Origin of the sequence: Mucilaginibacter boryungensis, assembly GCF_015221995.1 — a bacterium.
Taxonomy (GTDB): domain Bacteria; phylum Bacteroidota; class Bacteroidia; order Sphingobacteriales; family Sphingobacteriaceae; genus Mucilaginibacter; species Mucilaginibacter boryungensis.
The window spans coordinates 408,910-427,247 of record NZ_JADFFM010000001.1; the positions used below are offsets into that span (position 1 = coordinate 408,910).

17 protein-coding genes are annotated in these 18,338 nt (G+C 43.5%); 7 read left to right on the forward strand and 10 right to left on the reverse strand.

The genetic code is table 11. The annotated features are described in order from the left end of the window. Positions 1–113 precede the first annotated feature (113 nt). Positions 114–659, reverse strand: coding sequence for a ribosome maturation factor RimM (gene rimM / locus IRJ18_RS01780; protein WP_228072482.1), 546 nt, complete (start codon positions 657–659; stop codon positions 114–116). Positions 660–710: 51 nt separating this feature from the next. Continuing rightward, entirely contained in the window at positions 711–1,292 is a 582-nt protein-coding gene (locus tag IRJ18_RS01785; protein ID WP_194104488.1) for a 30S ribosomal protein S16, read from the reverse strand. A 148-nt stretch (positions 1,293–1,440) separates the two neighbouring features. On the opposite strand from IRJ18_RS01785, the gene IRJ18_RS01790 reads away from it, so the two are divergent. Continuing rightward, entirely contained in the window at positions 1,441–2,013 is a 573-nt protein-coding gene (locus IRJ18_RS01790) for a 5' nucleotidase, NT5C type (RefSeq protein WP_228072486.1), read from the forward strand. Positions 2,014–2,100: 87 nt separating this feature from the next. On the opposite strand, the gene pfkA is transcribed toward IRJ18_RS01790, so the two are convergent. The 3 genes from pfkA to IRJ18_RS01805 all read right to left on the reverse strand — a co-directional run bounded on the left by pfkA (position 2,101) and on the right by IRJ18_RS01805 (position 5,464). Further along, complete coding sequence (pfkA, locus tag IRJ18_RS01795; protein ID WP_194104489.1) at positions 2,101–3,078, reverse strand: 6-phosphofructokinase; 978 nt, start codon at positions 3,076–3,078, stop codon at positions 2,101–2,103. Positions 3,079–3,322: 244 nt separating this feature from the next. Beyond that, a complete protein-coding gene (locus tag IRJ18_RS01800; RefSeq protein ID WP_228072488.1) occupies positions 3,323–5,053 on the reverse strand; it encodes a S41 family peptidase in 1,731 nt (576 codons plus the stop codon). A 195-nt stretch (positions 5,054–5,248) separates the two neighbouring features. Then, the gene (locus IRJ18_RS01805) at positions 5,249–5,464 is read right to left on the reverse strand and encodes a hypothetical protein (RefSeq protein WP_194104491.1); all 216 of its coding nucleotides are present in this window, start codon (positions 5,462–5,464) and stop codon (positions 5,249–5,251) included. Between the two features lie 247 nt (positions 5,465–5,711). Here IRJ18_RS01805 and IRJ18_RS01810 point away from each other — a divergent pair, with 247 nt between their 5' ends. From IRJ18_RS01810 to IRJ18_RS01835, 6 genes are all read left to right on the forward strand, one after another. After that, entirely contained in the window at positions 5,712–6,290 is a 579-nt protein-coding gene (locus tag IRJ18_RS01810; RefSeq protein WP_194104492.1) for a porin family protein, read from the forward strand. A 201-nt stretch (positions 6,291–6,491) separates the two neighbouring features. Beyond that, positions 6,492–7,169 (forward strand): OmpA family protein, encoded by a 678-nt coding sequence (locus IRJ18_RS01815; protein ID WP_194104493.1) that lies wholly within the window; start codon positions 6,492–6,494, stop codon positions 7,167–7,169. A 138-nt stretch (positions 7,170–7,307) separates the two neighbouring features. Next, positions 7,308–7,682, forward strand: coding sequence for an HYC_CC_PP family protein (locus IRJ18_RS01820; protein ID WP_194104494.1), 375 nt, complete (start codon positions 7,308–7,310; stop codon positions 7,680–7,682). Between the two features lie 88 nt (positions 7,683–7,770). Beyond that, complete coding sequence (locus tag IRJ18_RS01825; protein ID WP_194104495.1) at positions 7,771–8,268, forward strand: heavy-metal-associated domain-containing protein; 498 nt, start codon at positions 7,771–7,773, stop codon at positions 8,266–8,268. Positions 8,269–8,272: 4 nt separating this feature from the next. Next, positions 8,273–9,079, forward strand: a complete 807-nt coding sequence (locus tag IRJ18_RS01830; protein ID WP_194104496.1) for a hypothetical protein — start codon at positions 8,273–8,275, stop codon at positions 9,077–9,079. A 13-nt stretch (positions 9,080–9,092) separates the two neighbouring features. Continuing rightward, positions 9,093–10,520, forward strand: coding sequence for a hypothetical protein (locus IRJ18_RS01835; RefSeq protein ID WP_194104497.1), 1,428 nt, complete (start codon positions 9,093–9,095; stop codon positions 10,518–10,520). A gap of 2 nt (positions 10,521–10,522) precedes the next feature. Here IRJ18_RS01835 and IRJ18_RS01840 read toward each other — a convergent pair whose 3' ends face one another. From IRJ18_RS01840 to IRJ18_RS01860, 5 genes are all read right to left on the reverse strand, one after another. Beyond that, positions 10,523–12,637: an OmpA family protein gene (locus IRJ18_RS01840; protein WP_194104498.1), complete on the reverse strand. Its 2,115-nt coding sequence runs from the start codon at positions 12,635–12,637 to the stop codon at positions 10,523–10,525. 9 nt (positions 12,638–12,646) lie between these two features. Continuing rightward, complete coding sequence (locus tag IRJ18_RS01845; RefSeq protein ID WP_228072490.1) at positions 12,647–13,651, reverse strand: PorP/SprF family type IX secretion system membrane protein; 1,005 nt, start codon at positions 13,649–13,651, stop codon at positions 12,647–12,649. Next, positions 13,624–16,122: a T9SS type B sorting domain-containing protein gene (locus IRJ18_RS01850; RefSeq protein ID WP_194104499.1), complete on the reverse strand. Its 2,499-nt coding sequence runs from the start codon at positions 16,120–16,122 to the stop codon at positions 13,624–13,626. The genes IRJ18_RS01845 and IRJ18_RS01850 overlap by 28 nt, the downstream gene beginning before the upstream one ends. A gap of 216 nt (positions 16,123–16,338) precedes the next feature. Continuing rightward, a complete protein-coding gene (locus IRJ18_RS01855) occupies positions 16,339–18,009 on the reverse strand; it encodes a PAS domain-containing sensor histidine kinase (protein WP_194104500.1) in 1,671 nt (556 codons plus the stop codon). A gap of 8 nt (positions 18,010–18,017) precedes the next feature. Further along, positions 18,018–18,338 (reverse strand): circadian clock KaiB family protein, encoded by a 321-nt coding sequence (locus tag IRJ18_RS01860; protein WP_194104501.1) that lies wholly within the window; start codon positions 18,336–18,338, stop codon positions 18,018–18,020.

The window sequence follows — 18,338 nt, forward strand, 5'->3', positions numbered from 1 at the left end:
TTGTTACCTTTAAATCAGACAAATATACAAATTAAAAGTATAAATGTCTGATTTTTTATTTTGTTTTTGTCCCAGGTTGTATATAGTTACCAATATATTTGACAAATAATTTTTTAGTCCAAATAAATATCGAGCAAACCTACCGGCAAATCAACGGTTACAATATTCCTCACCACATCAATCCCTTTTATAGTAGCTTCATTTAGGGGGAAAAGAATTTCGGTGCCATCATAATCACAAGCTGCAATAATTTGCTGCGGATATTCGTGCACGGCGGTAATTATGCCCAGTTCTCCTTCGTCAATATCAACAGCTATAAAACCTTCCAGGTCAAACAAGGTAAAATCTTCTTCGTCTTTCACAGGTTTCAGTTTGTTAGGCAGGTATACTTCTTTTTTTAGCAGCGCGCTGGCTTTCTCAATCGTGTCCACATCTTCCAAATAAATATAAGCTGTGTTTTTTAACGATGGCTTGTACGATGCTACAAAGTAGGGCACCAGCTTACCGGCTATATCAATAAACACCGCGTTAAATTTGATATCCTCCAGCCCGTCAACATCTACATAAAGCTGCATCTCGCCTTTTAGGCCTTTGGTTTTGCCAACAGTGGCTACCTTAAAATGATCAGGGAATTTCATTTCGTAATTGTCGTCTAACAAAAATAGCCCCGATAATGGTCGGGGCTATTTTTGAATGTGTTTTGTCTGAAATTATTCAGCGGCAGGTGCTTCGTCGGCAGCAGGTGCAGCTTCTTCAGCAGCAGGTGCTTCAACTTCAGCAGCCGGAGCTTCTTCAGCTTCAGCAACTGGTGCTTCTTCAACTTCCTCAGCCGGTGGAGTGTTTTTAGCAACAATGGCTGCTGCTCTTTCTTCCTTCTTTTTAGCTTCAGCAACTAAAGCAGCTTTTTTAGCTTCTTCTTTTGCTGATGATAAAGAATCTTTTTTACCGGTAATCTTGTTGTCTTTTTGCTCTAACCAGGCGTTGAATTTAGCTTCAACTTGTTCTTCGGTCAGTGCGCCTTTCTTTAAGCCACCTTGTAAGTGTTTTTTGTATAAAACACCTTTGTATGACAGTATTGCACGGCAGGTATCGGTTGGTTGTGCACCATTGTTTACCCAGTCAAGCGTTTTGTCAAAGTTAATGTCGATAGTAGCCGGATTGGTGTTTGGGTTGTATGAACCTAAACGCTCAATAAAGCGACCGTCTCTTGGAGCGCGGGAATCCGCTACCACGATATAATAAAAAGGTTTACCTTTTTTACCGTGTCTTTGCAGTCTGATTTTAGTTGCCATTTTTAATTTTTATGTATTCAACATTGCCCCCGGAGTATTCTGCGGGGCTGCAAAGGTAATTATAATATCCATACCGTGCAAATGATTATTAATCAATATCAAACAAACGGTTATGCCTACCTTTGTATTAATTATACTATCATCAAATATGTCAGACAAAGTTACTAACCCACCATTTTACCAACCGCCACCAACCAACAAATTACGCTTAGCTATTGATATGGATGAAGTACTGGCCGACCCGGTAGCTAAATTTACTGAGATTTATCAGCGTGAACATGGCTACACTTACACGCACGATCAACTGAAAAATAAAGAGTTTCGTGATGTTCTGCCTACAGAAATTGGCCACACCTTGCGGGAATACATTAATCAGAAAGGATTTTTTCGCGATCTGAATGTGATACCCGGCGCTATTGAGGTGGTTAGGCAACTATGCCAGAAATACGATGTGTATATTGTATCTGCCGCCATGGAATTCCCGAATTCATTACAGGACAAGCTGGAATGGCTTGGTGATCATTTCCCCTTCATCCCCTGGACTAACATTATTTTTTGTGGCTATAAAATTGTAAATGTAGATATAATGATAGACGACCGCATCCGTAACTTTATTGGATTTGAGGGCCGCAAGTTACTATTCACTTCGCATCATAATATCAGTTTAACAGAATATGAGCGGGTAAATACCTGGGAAGAAGTGGCTGGGAAGTTGTTATAGGTTATACGTCATGCCGAACTTGTTTCGGCATCCCACAAGTATATAATGCGTTATGAGATCCCGAAACAAGTTCGGGATGACGGTTTCTTAAAGAGACAGTATCTCCAGTATCTTCAAAAAGTTATCGTTTATTTCTATATTATGTTTAATAGCATGTTCAAACGGGGTGAAGGCAATTTCGTTACTTATAATGCCCACCATCTCGTTACGCCGGCCTGCAATTAAAGCTTCCACTGCTGCTACACCTATACGGCTGGCCAGTACCCTATCCATACAGCTTGGGCGGCCACCGCGCTGAATATGGCCCAGAATAGAAATGCGGGTATCATATTGAGGGTAACGTTCTTTTATCTGGCGGCCAATTTCAAAAGCATTACCTGCTTCGCCGCTTTCGGCTACCATTACAATCTTTGACGATTTATCTTTACGGCCTTTCTCCAAACGTTCATAAAGTGCGTTCAGGTCGGTTTTTGATTCGGGGATCAAAATGGCTTCGGCGCCTGCTGCAATACCTGTGCGCAGGGCAATTAAACCACAATCGCGCCCCATAACCTCCACTATAAATAAACGGTCGTGCGATTCGGCGGTGTCACGTATTTTATCTACCGCGTCAACCACGGTATTAATGGCGGTATCGTAGCCAATGGTAAAATCGGTACCGGCCAAATCGTTATCAATAGTGCCGGGTAAACCTAATACGGGCATATCATATTCCTGTCCAAACACACGGGCGCCGGTAAACGTACCATCGCCGCCAATAGCCACCAGGGCGCCGATATTATTTTTCTTTAACTGTTCATAGGCTTTTTTGCGGCCTTCAGGCGTACGGAATTGATCGCTGCGGGCCGTTTTTAAAATAGTGCCCCCCCGCTGTATAATGTTGGCAACCGATTTACGGTCCATATTAAATATATCCCCGCTTATCATCCCTTCGTACCCGCGGCGGATACCTGCAACTTCTAAATTATAATATAAGGCGCTGCGTACTACCGCCCTGATAGCGGCATTCATGCCAGGTGCATCGCCACCGGATGTGAAAACACCTATTTTCTTTATTTCAGCCATTGGTTCCCTTTGAAAAAGCGGCTGCACCGCAGTTCATAGTTTATTGATGTATGTTACTTAGTGTAAGTTTTACGCTTGCGAATTTACACTAATTTTTAAATCGGGAGGATATTATTTAACAGAATGGCCAAGTAAGGTATAAGGGCAGATATAATTCAAAAATCAGAAAAGCGTTCATTTTAGGAAATGAACGCTTTTCTGCAAATGTTAATAACCCCGAAATTGAAATTCTGCAATCCGAATCCTAATTATCTTCCCCGCTATCCTTTTTCTTACCAGCCATGGCCAGTTGCGGTTTGCCAATAACTTTATAACTGCCTTCGCCTTTTAATATGGCGGCAACCTGGTTTTTATCCTGCATGGTTTTCACCGCGCGAGCCAGTTCCTTATCATATTTAAAGTTTACTTCGTAGCGGCCTTTATCAAAATAATAGCGCGATGCTATTTCATTTTCAAGCACCTGCTTTATCTCGTCTTTATGCTGTTGCAGGTCGTTTTTTTTGCTGGCCAGCATTTTGGCTTTCAGGGCATCGTATTCGGTTTGTACTTCGCTAAATCCCTTCTCTTTAGTCGCCTCGGTCTTAAAGGCGTCAAGCACTTTTTCCGACGCAGTACTGTACGAATAGTTTTTATCCGACAGATATTTTACAAAATCTGCGTAATCAGCATCGCTAAGGGTAAACCCTTTTACCGGGGCAATTTGCGGATGGGTATTGCGGTATTTGTTAGCATAATCAAAAATGAAAAGCTTGCCCACCAGGGTTTGGGTAATATCGGCAAACTTCTCCTGCTTCATAAACAGATCGGGGTATACACCACTGCCATCGTAAACCGAGCGACCATCCTTGGTCTTAAATTCGTGCATCATCGAATCGGCAACTTTTGAAAGGCTGCCGTCATCCTTGCGGTGGGTATAATCAACCTCCTGCACGCAACGGCCCGATGGGATATAGTATTTAGCGATAGTGATTTTAACTAAACTATTATAAGGAAGATTAAAGGTTTGCTGCACCAGCCCTTTGCCATAGCTGCGCTGACCGATCACCACGGCGCGGTCTAAATCCTGCAAAGCCCCTGCGGTAATTTCTGAAGCCGAGGCCGAATGCGCGTTCACCAGCACTACCAATGGCAGGTTAGGTTCCAGTGGGTCGCTTACCGTACGGTAGCTGTAATTTTTTTCTTTAACCTTTCCTTTTTGGGATACAACTTCCTGGTCTTTTGCTACAAACAAGTTCACAATTTTTACAGCTTCCTGCAAAATACCTCCACCGTTCGACCTTAGATCGAGGATAATACCGTTAGGGTTGTTCTTTTTCAGCGACACTAACGCGTTAGTTACCTCCTCGGCCGAATTTTCCAGGAACTTATCCAGCTTTATGTAACCCATATTGCCATCAACCATACCGAAATAGGATACGTTGGGTTGTTTGATCTCCTCGCGCACCAGGTTTTTTTCAACCGGGGCGGCAGCATCGCGCTTTACCAATATTTTAATGGCTGCGCCTTTGGCCCCTTTTAGCAGCAAACTTACCTGATCGTTATTTTTACCGTTAAGGTCAATATCATTAATTTTTAAAAGCTGATCGCCGGGGCGCATATCGGCTTTTTGGGCCGGGAACCCTTCAAATACATCCGATACATATATTTTATTATCGCGCACAAAAATGCCTGCGCCAATGCCGCCATATTGGGTACTTACATAGCGTAGCTTGTAATCTTCAATTTCCGATTCGGGGACGAATTCCGTATAGGGATCAAGGTTATCCAGCATGGCATCCACACCGGTTTTCAGCATTTTAGCCGAATTTATATCATCAACATAGTTAATATTGACTTCTTTATAAAGGGAGGCAAATACGTCCAGATTTTTGGATATCTGGAACAGGTCGTCGTTGAAACTCCATACAAGCAGGGCCAAACCTATCACACCTGCCGAAAATCCTATTGCTTTATAACTGCTTTTTATTTTTGCCATGCTTTTCATGCTCAACACTTTTATCTCGGGAAGATAAAGTTACAAAAAGCATTTCTTGTTTTACAATGTTCCTTAACTTACAAATAGGAATTGTTTAATATAAATGTCAAGGTCATGCCGAATTTGTTACCGGCATGTGAGATGCCGAAATAAATTCGGCATGACGCTGTTTGCAAAGCAGGTAAAATATAATATTTAAAGCCGGTTGTTATCAATATTAACCAGGGCTTTTTTTAGTGTAAAAACCACGTAAGCGCGGTTGCGGTTAACCAACGCTTCCAGTTTGCTGATCAGGTTTTCTTCCTGCCCTTCGGTGTATTCCAGTTGTTCGTCGGTTAAGTGGTTGTATTTGCGTTGTAGCTTAATTTTTACACGCGGCCAGTCTTTATTACTGATGCTAATCTCTGCCATAATAATTATTTGCGGCAAAAATATGAAATTTAGTGATTAGTGTTTAGTTAATTGGAGATTAAGGTTTATGCCAAAATAGCTTCAATTAAGCTTTGCAGTGGCCTGATATATGGTATGCGAATGCAACCATTATGAAGATTTATTATAGCAGCACGAACATTTTTGGCAAGGCTATTGCAAGGCATTATACAATAAATGGCTGTAAAAGCAGTTTTTACATCCAGTATTAATCTACATCTGATAAATTATGAAAAAGTACGTATTGAGTATAGCAATGCTGATGGCCGTGGCCATTGGTGCTAAAGCACAATTTAATTTGGGTATTAAGGGCGGTGTAAACTTCTCGAAGATAAATACCGATAACCTGAACGAGTCGACCAAGACTGGCTATCAGGCAGGCTTATTTGCCCGTTTTGGCGGCGGTTTGTACCTACAGCCCGAAATTTACCTGGGCAGCCGCGGCGGCAAGTTTGAAACATCAAACAACAATTTTAGCGGTGATGTTAATTTTACTACACTGAATGTGCCTTTATTAATAGGCGGCCGTGTAATAGGTACCAACAAGGTTAATTTGCGGGTAATGGCTGGCCCGATTTATTCTTACAACATTAGCAAAAGCCAAAGTTTTGCTGATAATTTTAATGGCGCTTATGCCGATTTTGGCAACTACAAAAAAAGCACGCTGGGTTACCAGGCCGGTGCCGGGGTTGATTTAGGCGCTATTACCGCCGATTTGCGTTACGAAGGCAGCCTGACAAAAATTAACGATAATTATGGCCAGCGACCAAGCCTGTGGGCAGTAAGCGTAGGGTTTAAAATATTCTAATAAAAAGGAATATTGTTAAATTATAAAAGCCACCCGATTTTATCGGGCGGCTTTTGTTTTATAGTCGCCAGGTAACGCGGGAAGAAAATTAATTTCAGCAAATGAAAATTTGTGCCACGGCTTTATAATATACAGCCATCTTTAAAACAATCTCATCAAAATGGCATTTACTTTGTAATCTAAATATTACAGAAAAGATATATGAAAACTTTAAGAATTAAGATAGCGGCGTTAAGCATAGCTGTCGTAACAACGGGATTATTAGCGCCCGGTTGTAACTCATTTACAAAAACACAAAAAGGCGCGGCTATCGGCGCAGGCGCAGGCGGCGTTGTAGGCGCCTTTATAGGTAAAGCGGCAGGTAACACTGCTTTAGGAGCTGTAATTGGCGGCGCGGTTGGCGGTACTGCCGGCGCAGTGATAGGCCATAAAATGGATAAACAGGCAGCTGAAATAAAGCAAACCGTTCCGGGTGCTACGGTAGTGCGCCAGGGCGAAGGTATTATTGTGAAGTTTGATTCGGGCATTTTATTTGATGTGGATAAAACCGGATTGAAACCTGCTGCAAAAAGTAATCTTGAAAATCTGGCTAAATCGCTGGCAAATAATCCACAAACCAACATACTTATTGTGGGCCATACCGATAATACCGGTACCGATACACATAATATGGATCTGTCTATCCGCCGTGCCGAAGCTGTAAAATCGTATTTGGTAAGCAGTGGGGTAGATGGGGCTCGTTTAAATACACAGGGTAAAGGCGAAATTGAACCTATTGCCGATAACGCCACTGCCGATGGGCGCTCGCAAAACCGCCGTGTAGAGATAGCCATTGTTGCTAACGAACAAATGAAGGCTGAAGCAAAGCAGGGGCAATAAGAATTTAAGGTCTTTGATTTGTAAAAATAGCGATGGGTTTTAGACCCCATCGCTATTTTTTGCTTGCTAACTGAGGTACACAATATCTAACTAATTATTTCGTTTGTAAATTATCACACAACCACATACCTTTGCATTATGTTTAAAAAAATAAGCGTTTTAACTTTGGTGCTGCTGTACTTTGTTACAGCATCGGGCTTTGCGCTTAATTTACATTATTGTGGTAAAACATTAGCATCGGTTAAAATAGATGCGCCGGCCAAAAAATGCAGCCCGGTAAAAATGAAATGCTGCCACGATAAGCAAGTGGTAGTTAAGGTAAAAGACGCCCACCAGGCAAAAACGCCATCGCTTTTAAGCAAACTATTTTATGTAGACCTGCCCAAGCTACCCTTCGAGGATTATATTTTCCCGCCGCAGGATGAAGCTACTGACGAACCCGCCCAGCGTGGCCCGCCTAATGGGGGATGCAGCACACCTGTATATATCCAAAATTGCTCACTCCGTATTTGATCTGTCGATAATATTCCTGTTTAAGAAATTGACCTGCGCGATAACATCGCTGCATAATCATGTTTTAACATTAATTATTCGACACATTATGAAATTTCTGAAAATATTTTCTTTATTGCTGGCTTTAGGTATAGGCGCAGCAAAAGCCCAATTTGTTAAAGCCGAGGTACAGGTAAGCGGCCTCACCTGTTCCATGTGTTCAAAGGCAACCGAGAAAGCCCTCCGTACACTTGAATTCATCGGTGATATTAAACCCGATCTTAACCGCAACGTTTTTGTGATTACTTTTAAAAGCAACACTCCGGTCAGTTTAGATCAGATCAGCAAAAAAGTGCAGAATGCAGGTTTTTCTGTTAATAACCTGAAAGCTACGTTCAATTTTGCCTCTACTAAACTTAACAGCAATACGTTTAGCTATTCTGGCGATACCTATTTGGTGGTAGCCGGTGCCGATAAAGCCCCAAGCGGCCCAACAACAGTTACTGTGGTTGATAAAGGATTTGCTCCCCCATCTGTTTATAAAAAGTATGCAGGTATTAACCCCGCTGATGCTAAAACAGGCCGGGTTTACCGGGTAATAATTTAAGTGTATGATTAAGCGATTAATTATTGCACTGGGGTTGATTATCCCGGCTGCACCAGCATTGGCGCAGGAACTGTATGTAAACACCGAGCCGGCCAGTAACATGGCCGCTAGATCTTTAGGGATACGGATAGAGAACCAGGGCTATAATGCCAACGGGTTTAAAAACCGCAGCACGCTTGAACTAATGTATGGCGCAGGCAAAAGCCTGATGCTGCATACCGCATTTTACGCATCGGATTATGATCAACCCGGTCAAAAGTTTGGAGGGGTAAGCGCTTATGCCAAATACCGTTTTTTATCGGTCGATTCTGTTCAGCGGCACTTTCGGGGGGCAGTATTTGCCAAGATATCTACTATCAATAATCCGTTTATTAATCAGGAGATCAGCTTAGAAGGCGATAACTCTGGTTGGCAAAGCGGTTTGGTATTTACCCAATTACTGCATAAGTTGGCCATATCCGGCTCAGCAAGTTATCTGCATGCCTTGGATAACCGTGGCGGATATCATTTACCCGTTGGCAGCGCCAGGGATGCGATAGGCTATACCCTTTCTGCCGGGTACCTGCTGTTCCCTAAAACCTATACGGATTATAAACAGGTTAACGTGAATTTATATGCTGAATTACTTGGTAAGAGCAATCCCGGTTACGGGCAAGGTTATTTGGATATAGCCCCTGCCGTCCAGTTTATTTTTAACAGCGTATTCCGGGTCGATCTGGCTTATCGTGCACCCTTATATAGCAACATGGTACGCAACAGCGAAAACACTTACCTGGTGCGACTGGAATACAATTTGTTCAATATTTTTTAACTACCTAATCATTATGAAAAGATATTTTTTCACTTATATATTATTGTTGGCTGGCTTTGTGGCTAATGCGCAGCATCATATGGCTGATAGCGCCAAAATGAAAATGCCAACTGCCAAACCCACGCAGCATAAGATGCCGATGAATATGGACAAAATGAAAAAGGACAGCATGAAACATGCCATGCCAATGGATATGCCCGGCATGAAAATGAACATGGATACCATGAAGCATACCATGCCGATGAGCATGAGTAGTATGTATTCGCCTGATTTGCCTATGAGCCGCGATGGTTCGGGCACCTCGTGGCTGCCGGATGCCAGCCCGATGTATGCTTACATGAAACACAGCAACGGTTGGATGAGTATGCTGCATTTTAACCAGTTTGTGCGTTATAATGTGCAGGATATATTTAAAGCGGGCAGCCGCGGCGGGCACCACTTTGATGCACCCAACATGATTATGGGGATGACGCAGCGCAAAGTAGGCAAAAACGGCTTGTTCGGCATTAATGCCATGCTATCGTTTGACCCGTTTTTAGTTGGTAATGCCGGCTACCCATTGTTATATCAAACAGGGGAGTCGTACAAAGGTCAAAAACTGGTAGACCGTCAGCACCCGCACGATCTGTTTGCAGAATTAAGCCTGAGCTACAATCAGCACTTGGCTAAAAACACCGATGCTTATGTAAGTGTAGGGTACCCCGGCGAACCAGCTTTGGGGCCACCGGTATTTATGCACCGCTTATCGGGTATGAGCAATCCCGACGCGCCGTTAACCCATCATTATGCTGATGCCACACACATTACCTTTGGCGTAACAACCTTAGGCTTCCGCTACAAAAATGTGAAATTAGAAGGTTCGGCTTTTACCGGCCGCGAACCGGATGAGCACCGCTATGATTTTGACCCGACTAAATTTGATTCATATTCCTTAAGGTTATCCTATAACCCATCTCGCGAATGGGCCTTGCAGGTGTCAAACGGTTGGATCCATAGCCCGGAAGATTTGGAACCGCAGCAGAATGTGGACAGGTTTACAGCATCGGCTATCCACACCAAAATGCTTGACGACCATAGTTATATAGCCACCAGCCTGGTATACGGACAAAATCATTATTCGGATAATGGTAAAACATTGCCATCGGCTTTGCTGGAAAGTACGTTGCAATTAAGTAAGGCGGCCATTTATACGCGTTATGAGTTTGTGCGAAAAGATGCGGAAGAGCTTGACCTGCATGCGCTTTATCCAACAAACCCCAATTTTAATATCAACGCATTTACTTTAGGTACCAATCGTATTATCGGCACGTTTAAAAATACCGATGTGCGCCTGGGCCTGCAGGGTACGGTGAATTTTTCCCCAACGCAGTTGCATACTTTATATGGCACCGCGCCAGTGGGATTCGAGGTTTACCTGAGGGTTAGTCCATCCATGATGTAAGGCTACCTGGTAAAGGTACCCCCAATTACTTTGATCTCGGTACGGCGGTTAAACTGGTGGTCTTCTTCGCTACACGGCACACCGTTGGCACATTGGTTAAGTAAGCGGGTTTCGCCGTAACCTATGGCTACCATACGGTTTTCTGCAATGCCATGACGTTTAAGGTAGGCTACTGCCGATATAGCGCGTGCATACGAGAGCAACATGTTATAATAATCAGATCCACGGGAATCTGTATGCGATGAAAGCTCGATCCTCATGGTCGGGTTTTCGCGCATTATAGCTACCAGTTTATCCAGTTCAACCATAGCATCGGGGCGTATATTAGCCCGGTTCAGGTCATAGTAAATATTACGGATGATAAAGGTTTTCCCTATTTCCAGGTGTTCGATGGTTAGGTTTAAGTTGACGGTTACTACCTTATTGCCTGATGCATCCATGCCAGCGGTTGAAATACGCTGCGTTGATGGATAATAACCTACCCGGCGTGCCTCTACCAGGTAATCCTGCCCCGAGGTAACCGGGAATGAAAACATTTGATTTTTTAAGGCCATGCCGCCACCAATTGTTTCGCCGTGCGCGTTTTTCAATAGCACTGTTACCGAATCTATTGGCTGCCTACTAGTACTTTCAAAAATTTTACCCTGTAACGTAATGAGGCGTGTTGGTACATTGCCTGATGAAATGGTTGGTGTGGCATTTGCCAATCCTTCGCCAGGAGCAGGGACACCCACTGCTGCTTTATTAGTAGCAGGTATAGTATTTGGCGGTTTTATTGCCGCTATTGGTTTTTCGGGATTATCATGCCCGGTGTAAATAAAGCTGTAAATGTCATCACTGCCTTGTCCGCCTTGCCTGTCTGATGACAGATAACCGGTTCTGCCATCTATACTTACAAAGCAAAAATCGTCGCTTGTAGAATTTAGTGGATATTTCAGGTTAACTGGTGTGCTCCAAATGGCCCCCGACCCCTTAGCCGAAAAAATATCATAGCCGCCCATTCCCGGTAACCCGCGCGACGAAAAATAAAGTTTGCCATCACCACCTATGGAAGGGAAAGCTTCATCGGCCGGGGTATTAATGGTATTGCCACAGTTAACGGGTTTGCCCCATTTTCCATCGGATGTTTTTTCGCTATACCAGATATCGGTTTTACCAAACCCGCCGGGCATATCAGAGGTAAAGTAAAGTATCTGGCCGTTTTTTGAAAGCGCCGCATGGCCTATGGAGTAAGCATTCACATTATTATAAGGGAACCTTTTAAAATTACCCCACTTGCCATTGCCCGCTTTTGTGGCCATTATCAACTCTAGCCGCCTGATATACAGGTGCTGGTCAAACGGTGTCTTAATATCGGGAAGATCGCCTGTGCTTAAACGTGTGGTAACCGTAATGTAGGCGGTATCGCCGGTAGCATTTACGGCCATTGGCCCTGTGTGGTAATCTTTGCTTAAATTAATATCTCCGGTGTTGTCAAATGCAATTTCTTCAGTTTCGTTATGCGCAACATCATATTTGAACAGTTTAAGCCACTCGTTACCGGTACGGTAATAAATACCCTTATCGCCCTTATAATCCCCTGTTGACCGGTCGGAAGTATAGATCAGGCGGTCGGTATTCAGGTAGCTTACACCCCAGTCGCCGTAAATGCTGTTCATCTTCTTTTCGTTGGTTACTTTATAGTTGCCAACCCGGCTGCTCCAGGCAACTGCCGAATCACAAGCGGCCAGTTTAAAATCAAGCTGATCTTTCGGGCCGCCGGCAAAGTAACGTTTATATTGTTCTTTGGCTTTTTCAAACTTTTTATCGCGTAGCAAAACTTCGGCGTAGTAATATATCGATATAGGTTTTACCCCTTTCATGGCAGCGGCGCGGGCATACCATTCCTCGGCCTGTTCATAATTATTCATCAGGCGGTAGCAATCGGCTACGCGTTCAATCACAGATGGTTGAGGCTTATCAGCCTCGGCCAGTTTGAGGTATAAATCAAGGCTTTTAAAATATTCGGCCCTTTCAAATAAACGGTCGGCCTGGGTACGGCGACTTGTCAGCTCCTGTGCTTGCAGGGGTTGGATAAGTAGCGATACAAACAAGAAGACAAGTATATATTTGATCATAGTAATAGTTTAAAAATATCGCGGACTTAATATCCGTTCTTTTCTCCGGCTAAAGCTTATCCCTAACGAAAGTTCGTGCGTACCGTTAGAATAGCTGGCCAGCTTATTCATATTCACATCATACGAGTAACCGATACGGAAACGATCGCTGACATAGTATTGTACTATCCCCGAAATAGCATCGTAATGACTTAAACTTGTTTGCAATGCCGTTTTGCTAAAGGTAGGCACGCCTGTACGATAGGATGCCCCAAGCCACAATGTTTTTCCTAATAAAAAATTAGTACTGAGGTCTACATTTGTAGGGCCTTTAAGGTCTTCTTTTATCAGGATAGATGGTTTCCAGTCCAGGCTGCCTGTTAAGGGCATCATATAACCGGCCGTAAGATAAAACGTGCGCGATTCCCGCACTACGGCTGCATTATCTTTAAAATTAGCATCGGCCAGTATATTTAGCGCAGATGCCCCTATGTAAAATGTGGGTGAATTGTAAAAAACGCCAAAACGAAAATCGGGCGACAGTTTACTAATGTTACCTGCCCCAATGCCAGGGTCGTTAATGTCGGTAGCCTGAAATTTTGATTCATCTACACTATACTGCGATACGCCAAATCCTATCCCAAAACTAAGGCGACGTGTATCTTCATCATCCAGTTGCAAACGGTAAGCATAATTTGCGTAGGCCGATGAGGTAGTTTGCGGCCCAAGCTGATCGGCCGTAACTACCGCTCCGAGGCCCACGTTTTTATAAATATCGTCAGTAAGCCCGTCAATAGATACAGCTCCTGTTTTTGGCGCACCCGGGATGCCCGTCCATTGCAGGCGACTTACCATGTTCAGCGTCCAGTCTTCTTTATATCCCGCATAAGCAGGGTTTACAGTTAAACCGGTAAAAGCATACTGACTAAATTGAATGCCCTGCTGTGCATAGCCTTTTACACCTAAGCTAAGCAATAATATCAGCGTATATTTTTTCACAGCTTTTATCATTTTCCCCGTCGTAAAAATATCCATCCTTTAAAAGTTGTGAAATTACCGCTAAGCTCTTTTTTATTCAGCACATAATAATAGGTCCCTTCGCTAAGGCCATTGCCGTCCCAAGTGTTCTGGTAATTGTTTGAGCGATAGACCTCGTTCCCCCAACGGTTAAAAATAAGCAGCTGCGAGCCCGGGAACGACAAGATACCTGGTATAGTGAAGGTGTCATTTTTACCATCGCCATTAGGGGTGAAAACACTCGGGATATCTACTGTTTTTGGTACAACAGTTATTAGTACGGTATCAACACAACCCGATGCATTAGCGCGTATAAAGGTATATACACCCACATCATTAAACCCGCTAACGGTAGTAGTTAAGGCTGTGGGTGCAGCTATGGTAGTTTGCGGTATACTGGCATATTCAGACCATACGCCGGGGTTTGTATCGGTTAAGGTAACTACATCTCCCTGGTAAATGCTTTGATCGAGGCCTGCATTTGGCAAGGCCAAAAAGTTAAGTGTGTTAGTTTTGACATTATTACAGCCGGTGCCAGATGGTGCGCTGTCACATTCAGCCTGGGCATCTGTTGGCGCGGCGCCGTCGGGGTTTGTAGCATCAGGATCGGTAACGTCGGCGGTACGTAATATGCTGGCAGTTACTGCAACATTGCCGCCACCTGGTGTGGCCGTTACCTTTCCGGTTACGGTATAGGTGCGTATGGCGCCATTAGCAAGGTTAAGCGTGGCAGTATAAGCCGCTGTTGTTGTACTTTCGTTACTCGATGAAGATATACCCGTAGTAGCAGCTCCCACAACAGTTACGTTGGTTAAGTTAGATGGGAAAGTAAAGTTGAATGTGCTGCCGGTTACATCGGTAGGGCCGTTGTTTTTTACGGTAAAGGTGTAAGTTACAGTTTGGCCAACACAACCGCCCCCGCCATTAACATTAATGTCGGTTACTTCTAAATCAGCCTCCCGCACCTGAAAGCTAACAGTACTTGCCGCGGGCGTATTGGCAATGAACGACCATGTGTCTAACCCTTTGGTATCACCAAAATCGGTTGGGCTTGTACCCGCGCTGCCCCATTTATGCCCGTTGATCTGGCTGTTTTGGCCTGTTGTATTCTTTATGGGAGAAGACGGAGTGCTGGGCGGGGCAAATGTAATTTGGCTATCATCCCAATATACCGTAAAATCGGGCGATGACTGGCCATTAAGCCTAGTTAACAAAATGCCATTAACATTCCGTTCCACATCAAAAAATGGGAAGTGTACCTCGCCCCCAAAAAGTATGGCATTAAGGGTTGATGAATAATTACCGACGGGTACTTTACCGCCTAAGCCATTGGTGCCATCCCAATTGGCAGTATTAGTGCCGTTTATGATCTGGCCGGTTATTTGTTTATCGATAGGATCATTAAATACACCGTTATTATTTACATCTATTGATATGGTATAAGTGCCATTTTTATTAGCGCCGAAAGAAAAAATACCGCCCAGGGGTGATGTTCCAGCTTTGCCTAAAGTGCCTTCTGTACCTGTAAAGCTAAGCTGCGCTGTTATACGCGGGGTAACAAATGGAGTTAGCAGCCAGGTGGTGCCCGTGGGTGTTGGCGCTGTGGCAGGCAGATCGGCTGCAGGTGAATTAAAAAATAGTTTGTGGGTAATATCTGTAGGCGTATCGGCTGCGCGGGGGTCTTGTATATCTATTCCCCCCAGCGTGTTTACACTAAGGTACGATGCTGTACCACCGGCTTTTCTGAAACCTTTATTATTTGCAAAGAACGAGAAACCATTACCCGCCTGGCCGTTATTGTCAAACTTGTATAGGTACCCATCATTTGTCAGTACTTGGAATATGCCGTTAAAACCAACATCAAAAGTGCCCAATATGCCCGAAAATATATTGGTGTATACCCTTCCGGTTAAAAAAGCTGTATTGGCAACATTACGCACAGAAACATCAAATGCAGTAATGTATTGCCCGCTTGGCTGTACCCAATCGGCATCGGATGATACAGGTTCAGGGTTCTCTAAACTTACCTGTCCGCCGTTTTCGGGCATAAAATCAACCTCCCAAACACCGTCTTCGCCAGCTAATACAGTATGTTGATAGGGAATATAACCACCCGCTGTTGGCAGTGGGCCAGCCAATTCCTGCGATCTGTTAACAATGCGCCCAACTGTTGTTGAACTACCGCTGGTATAGGTATTGCCGTTAGGGGCCCGCAAATTTATAGTACCCGACCCCATACCCTGTGCGCTTGAACCTACGTTGATCACCTCGCCCACTTTGGCATAAACTTTCATAGTGCCATTAGTGGGAAAATTGAAGGATTGAGTTGCAGTTGTGCCCGATACCAGGAAAGCCCTGCTGCCATGGTTGGCATTCAGTTCCTTACTTCCTTCGGCAAAAATGGCCTGTACCGGAAATAGAATAGCGGTAAAAAAAATACATATAAGGTTTATATGACGGTTTTTAGACAGGTAATTCACACTGCGCATTAAATAGGTTAGCAATTAAATGTTGAAGTTATAAAATTTAATGAGTGTATACTATAAGAACAAAATTTAATTTTAACTATATAGTTATCCATCATCCCGTTTTACGGATAATTACATAATTCGTTCGCTTAGCGTCGAAATATTTTTTTCGTTAAGTTAAATTCACACGAAAAAAGTAAGATATAGCGGTATGGAAAAAGGATATTTGCCTGGTGGTTATTGATTTTTAGGTAAAAGAGGCAATTCAAAATAAAATGTTGAGCCTTTTTTTAACTGACTTTCTACATTGATAACACCTTTATGATGTTTAATAATTTCAGATGAGATATATAGCCCCATGCCAAGTCCGCTGGTGCTAAATGATTTATCCTCTACACGGTAAAAGCGTTCAAATATTTTTTCGCGCTGTTCTTCAGAAAGGCCAATCCCAAAATCGGTAACCGATACACGCACATGGCCATCCAGTTTAACGGCTTTAACAATTATTCTGCCTCCCTCGTCTGAATACTTAGTGGCATTGCTTACCAGGTTCATCAATACCTGTTCCAGGCGTTCGGGATTGCCATGCACCATTAATTCGGGGTCAATTTCATGCTCGAAATGAAACGCCGGGTATATCTGGGCAGCATTTTCAACACCAGTAGTGATCATATTTGCCAGGTTAACGTCGGTTAACGGATAGGTAAGGCGGCCAGCTTGTATCTTACTAACATCAAGCAGGTCGTTGATTAGGTGGTGCAGTTTATTTATGGATATGTTGGCCTTATCTATATATTGTTTAACCGTAGAGGGGATATCCTCTCTACGATAAATACTCATAATTTGCAGATACCCTTTCAAGCTGGTTAATGGTGTTTTAAGTTCATGGCTGGCTATGCCTATAAACTCGTCCTTTTTATCCATTTCCTGCTTTTGCTGTTCAATATCGGTGGCAGTACCTACCCAAAAAAGTATCTCGCCAAGCTCGTTCTTAAGCGGGATACCCCTGCTTAAATGCCAGCGATACTCACCATCGGCCCTTTTATAACGGTTCTCTACTTCAAAAATGCCTCCCGTTTCTAAAGCGGTCATGTACCGTTCCATAGTAAGGGGCACGTCTTCAGGGTGTACAACCTCTTTCCAGCCCCATCCTTTAGTATCTTCGTGGTTTAAGCCGGTGTAGGTATACCAGCGTTGATTATAGAATGTTACTTCGCCATTGGGTAGGTTGGTCCAGGTCATTTGGGGGATATTATCAGTTAGCAACTTTAAATATTCCCTGCTAATGGTCAGATCCTTGGTACGCTCTTTTACGGTTTCTTCCAGTTCATCATTCAGTTTTTTGGTAAGCAGTTGTGCCTCTTCCAGCTTGTCAAACTGCAATTCAAGCTGTAGCTGGTTTTCTTTTTGGATGGTCAGATCGGTAATAATAAGGCTTAAAGCTTCTCCGCCATCAAACTCTATTACATTACAGGATAACAGGCAAGGGATTAAATTGCTTGATTTACTTAAGATACCCAGTTCTGCCTTGCAATCCGCTATCCACGAACCGTTAAATATTTCGGCCAGTTTTTCCCATTCGGTCTCAGGTACGAATTTATTAAAATGATAGCCTATCACGTTTTCCAGCGGATGCCCTACCAGGCTGGCAAACTTTGAATTACTGTACAATATTACACCGTTCCGGTTCAGCGATATGGCACCTTCGTTCATTTTCTCAATAAACATGCGGTAACTCTGATCGGCACTTTTTAGCGTAAATAATTGCGGGCCTGCCTCATTCTTAACAATAAGGGCATCAACCTGGCCGCTGCGTATAGCGTCAATTGCATCGTTGGCTTCGGCTAACTGCCAATGCAATTCGCGTAGCTCTGACTGCAGTTGTTCATATGTCGGTCGCTGTTCCATACTTTCAATTACAGGCTAACGTTAAAACACTCCAATAGTTTTTTTGTGTCAGAAAGGTCGCCAATAAAGCGGCGTTCCGGTGCCGGGCTTTTCTTTATCAGCAATGGCAGGGCAATAATCTGTTCCTGCTCGGCAATACCAGGGCGCTGATAAACATCGATAATTTCCAGCTGGTAATTATCCTTTAAATGCGCCTCGCAAAAGGCTTTTATATTGTCCACAGCGCGGATAGAATTAGGTGAAGCCCCGGTAATATACAGGCGCAACAAATACATGCCATCGTACTGGCCTGTTCCATTATTTTGCTTCATCCATGTTTTTGCTTTCAT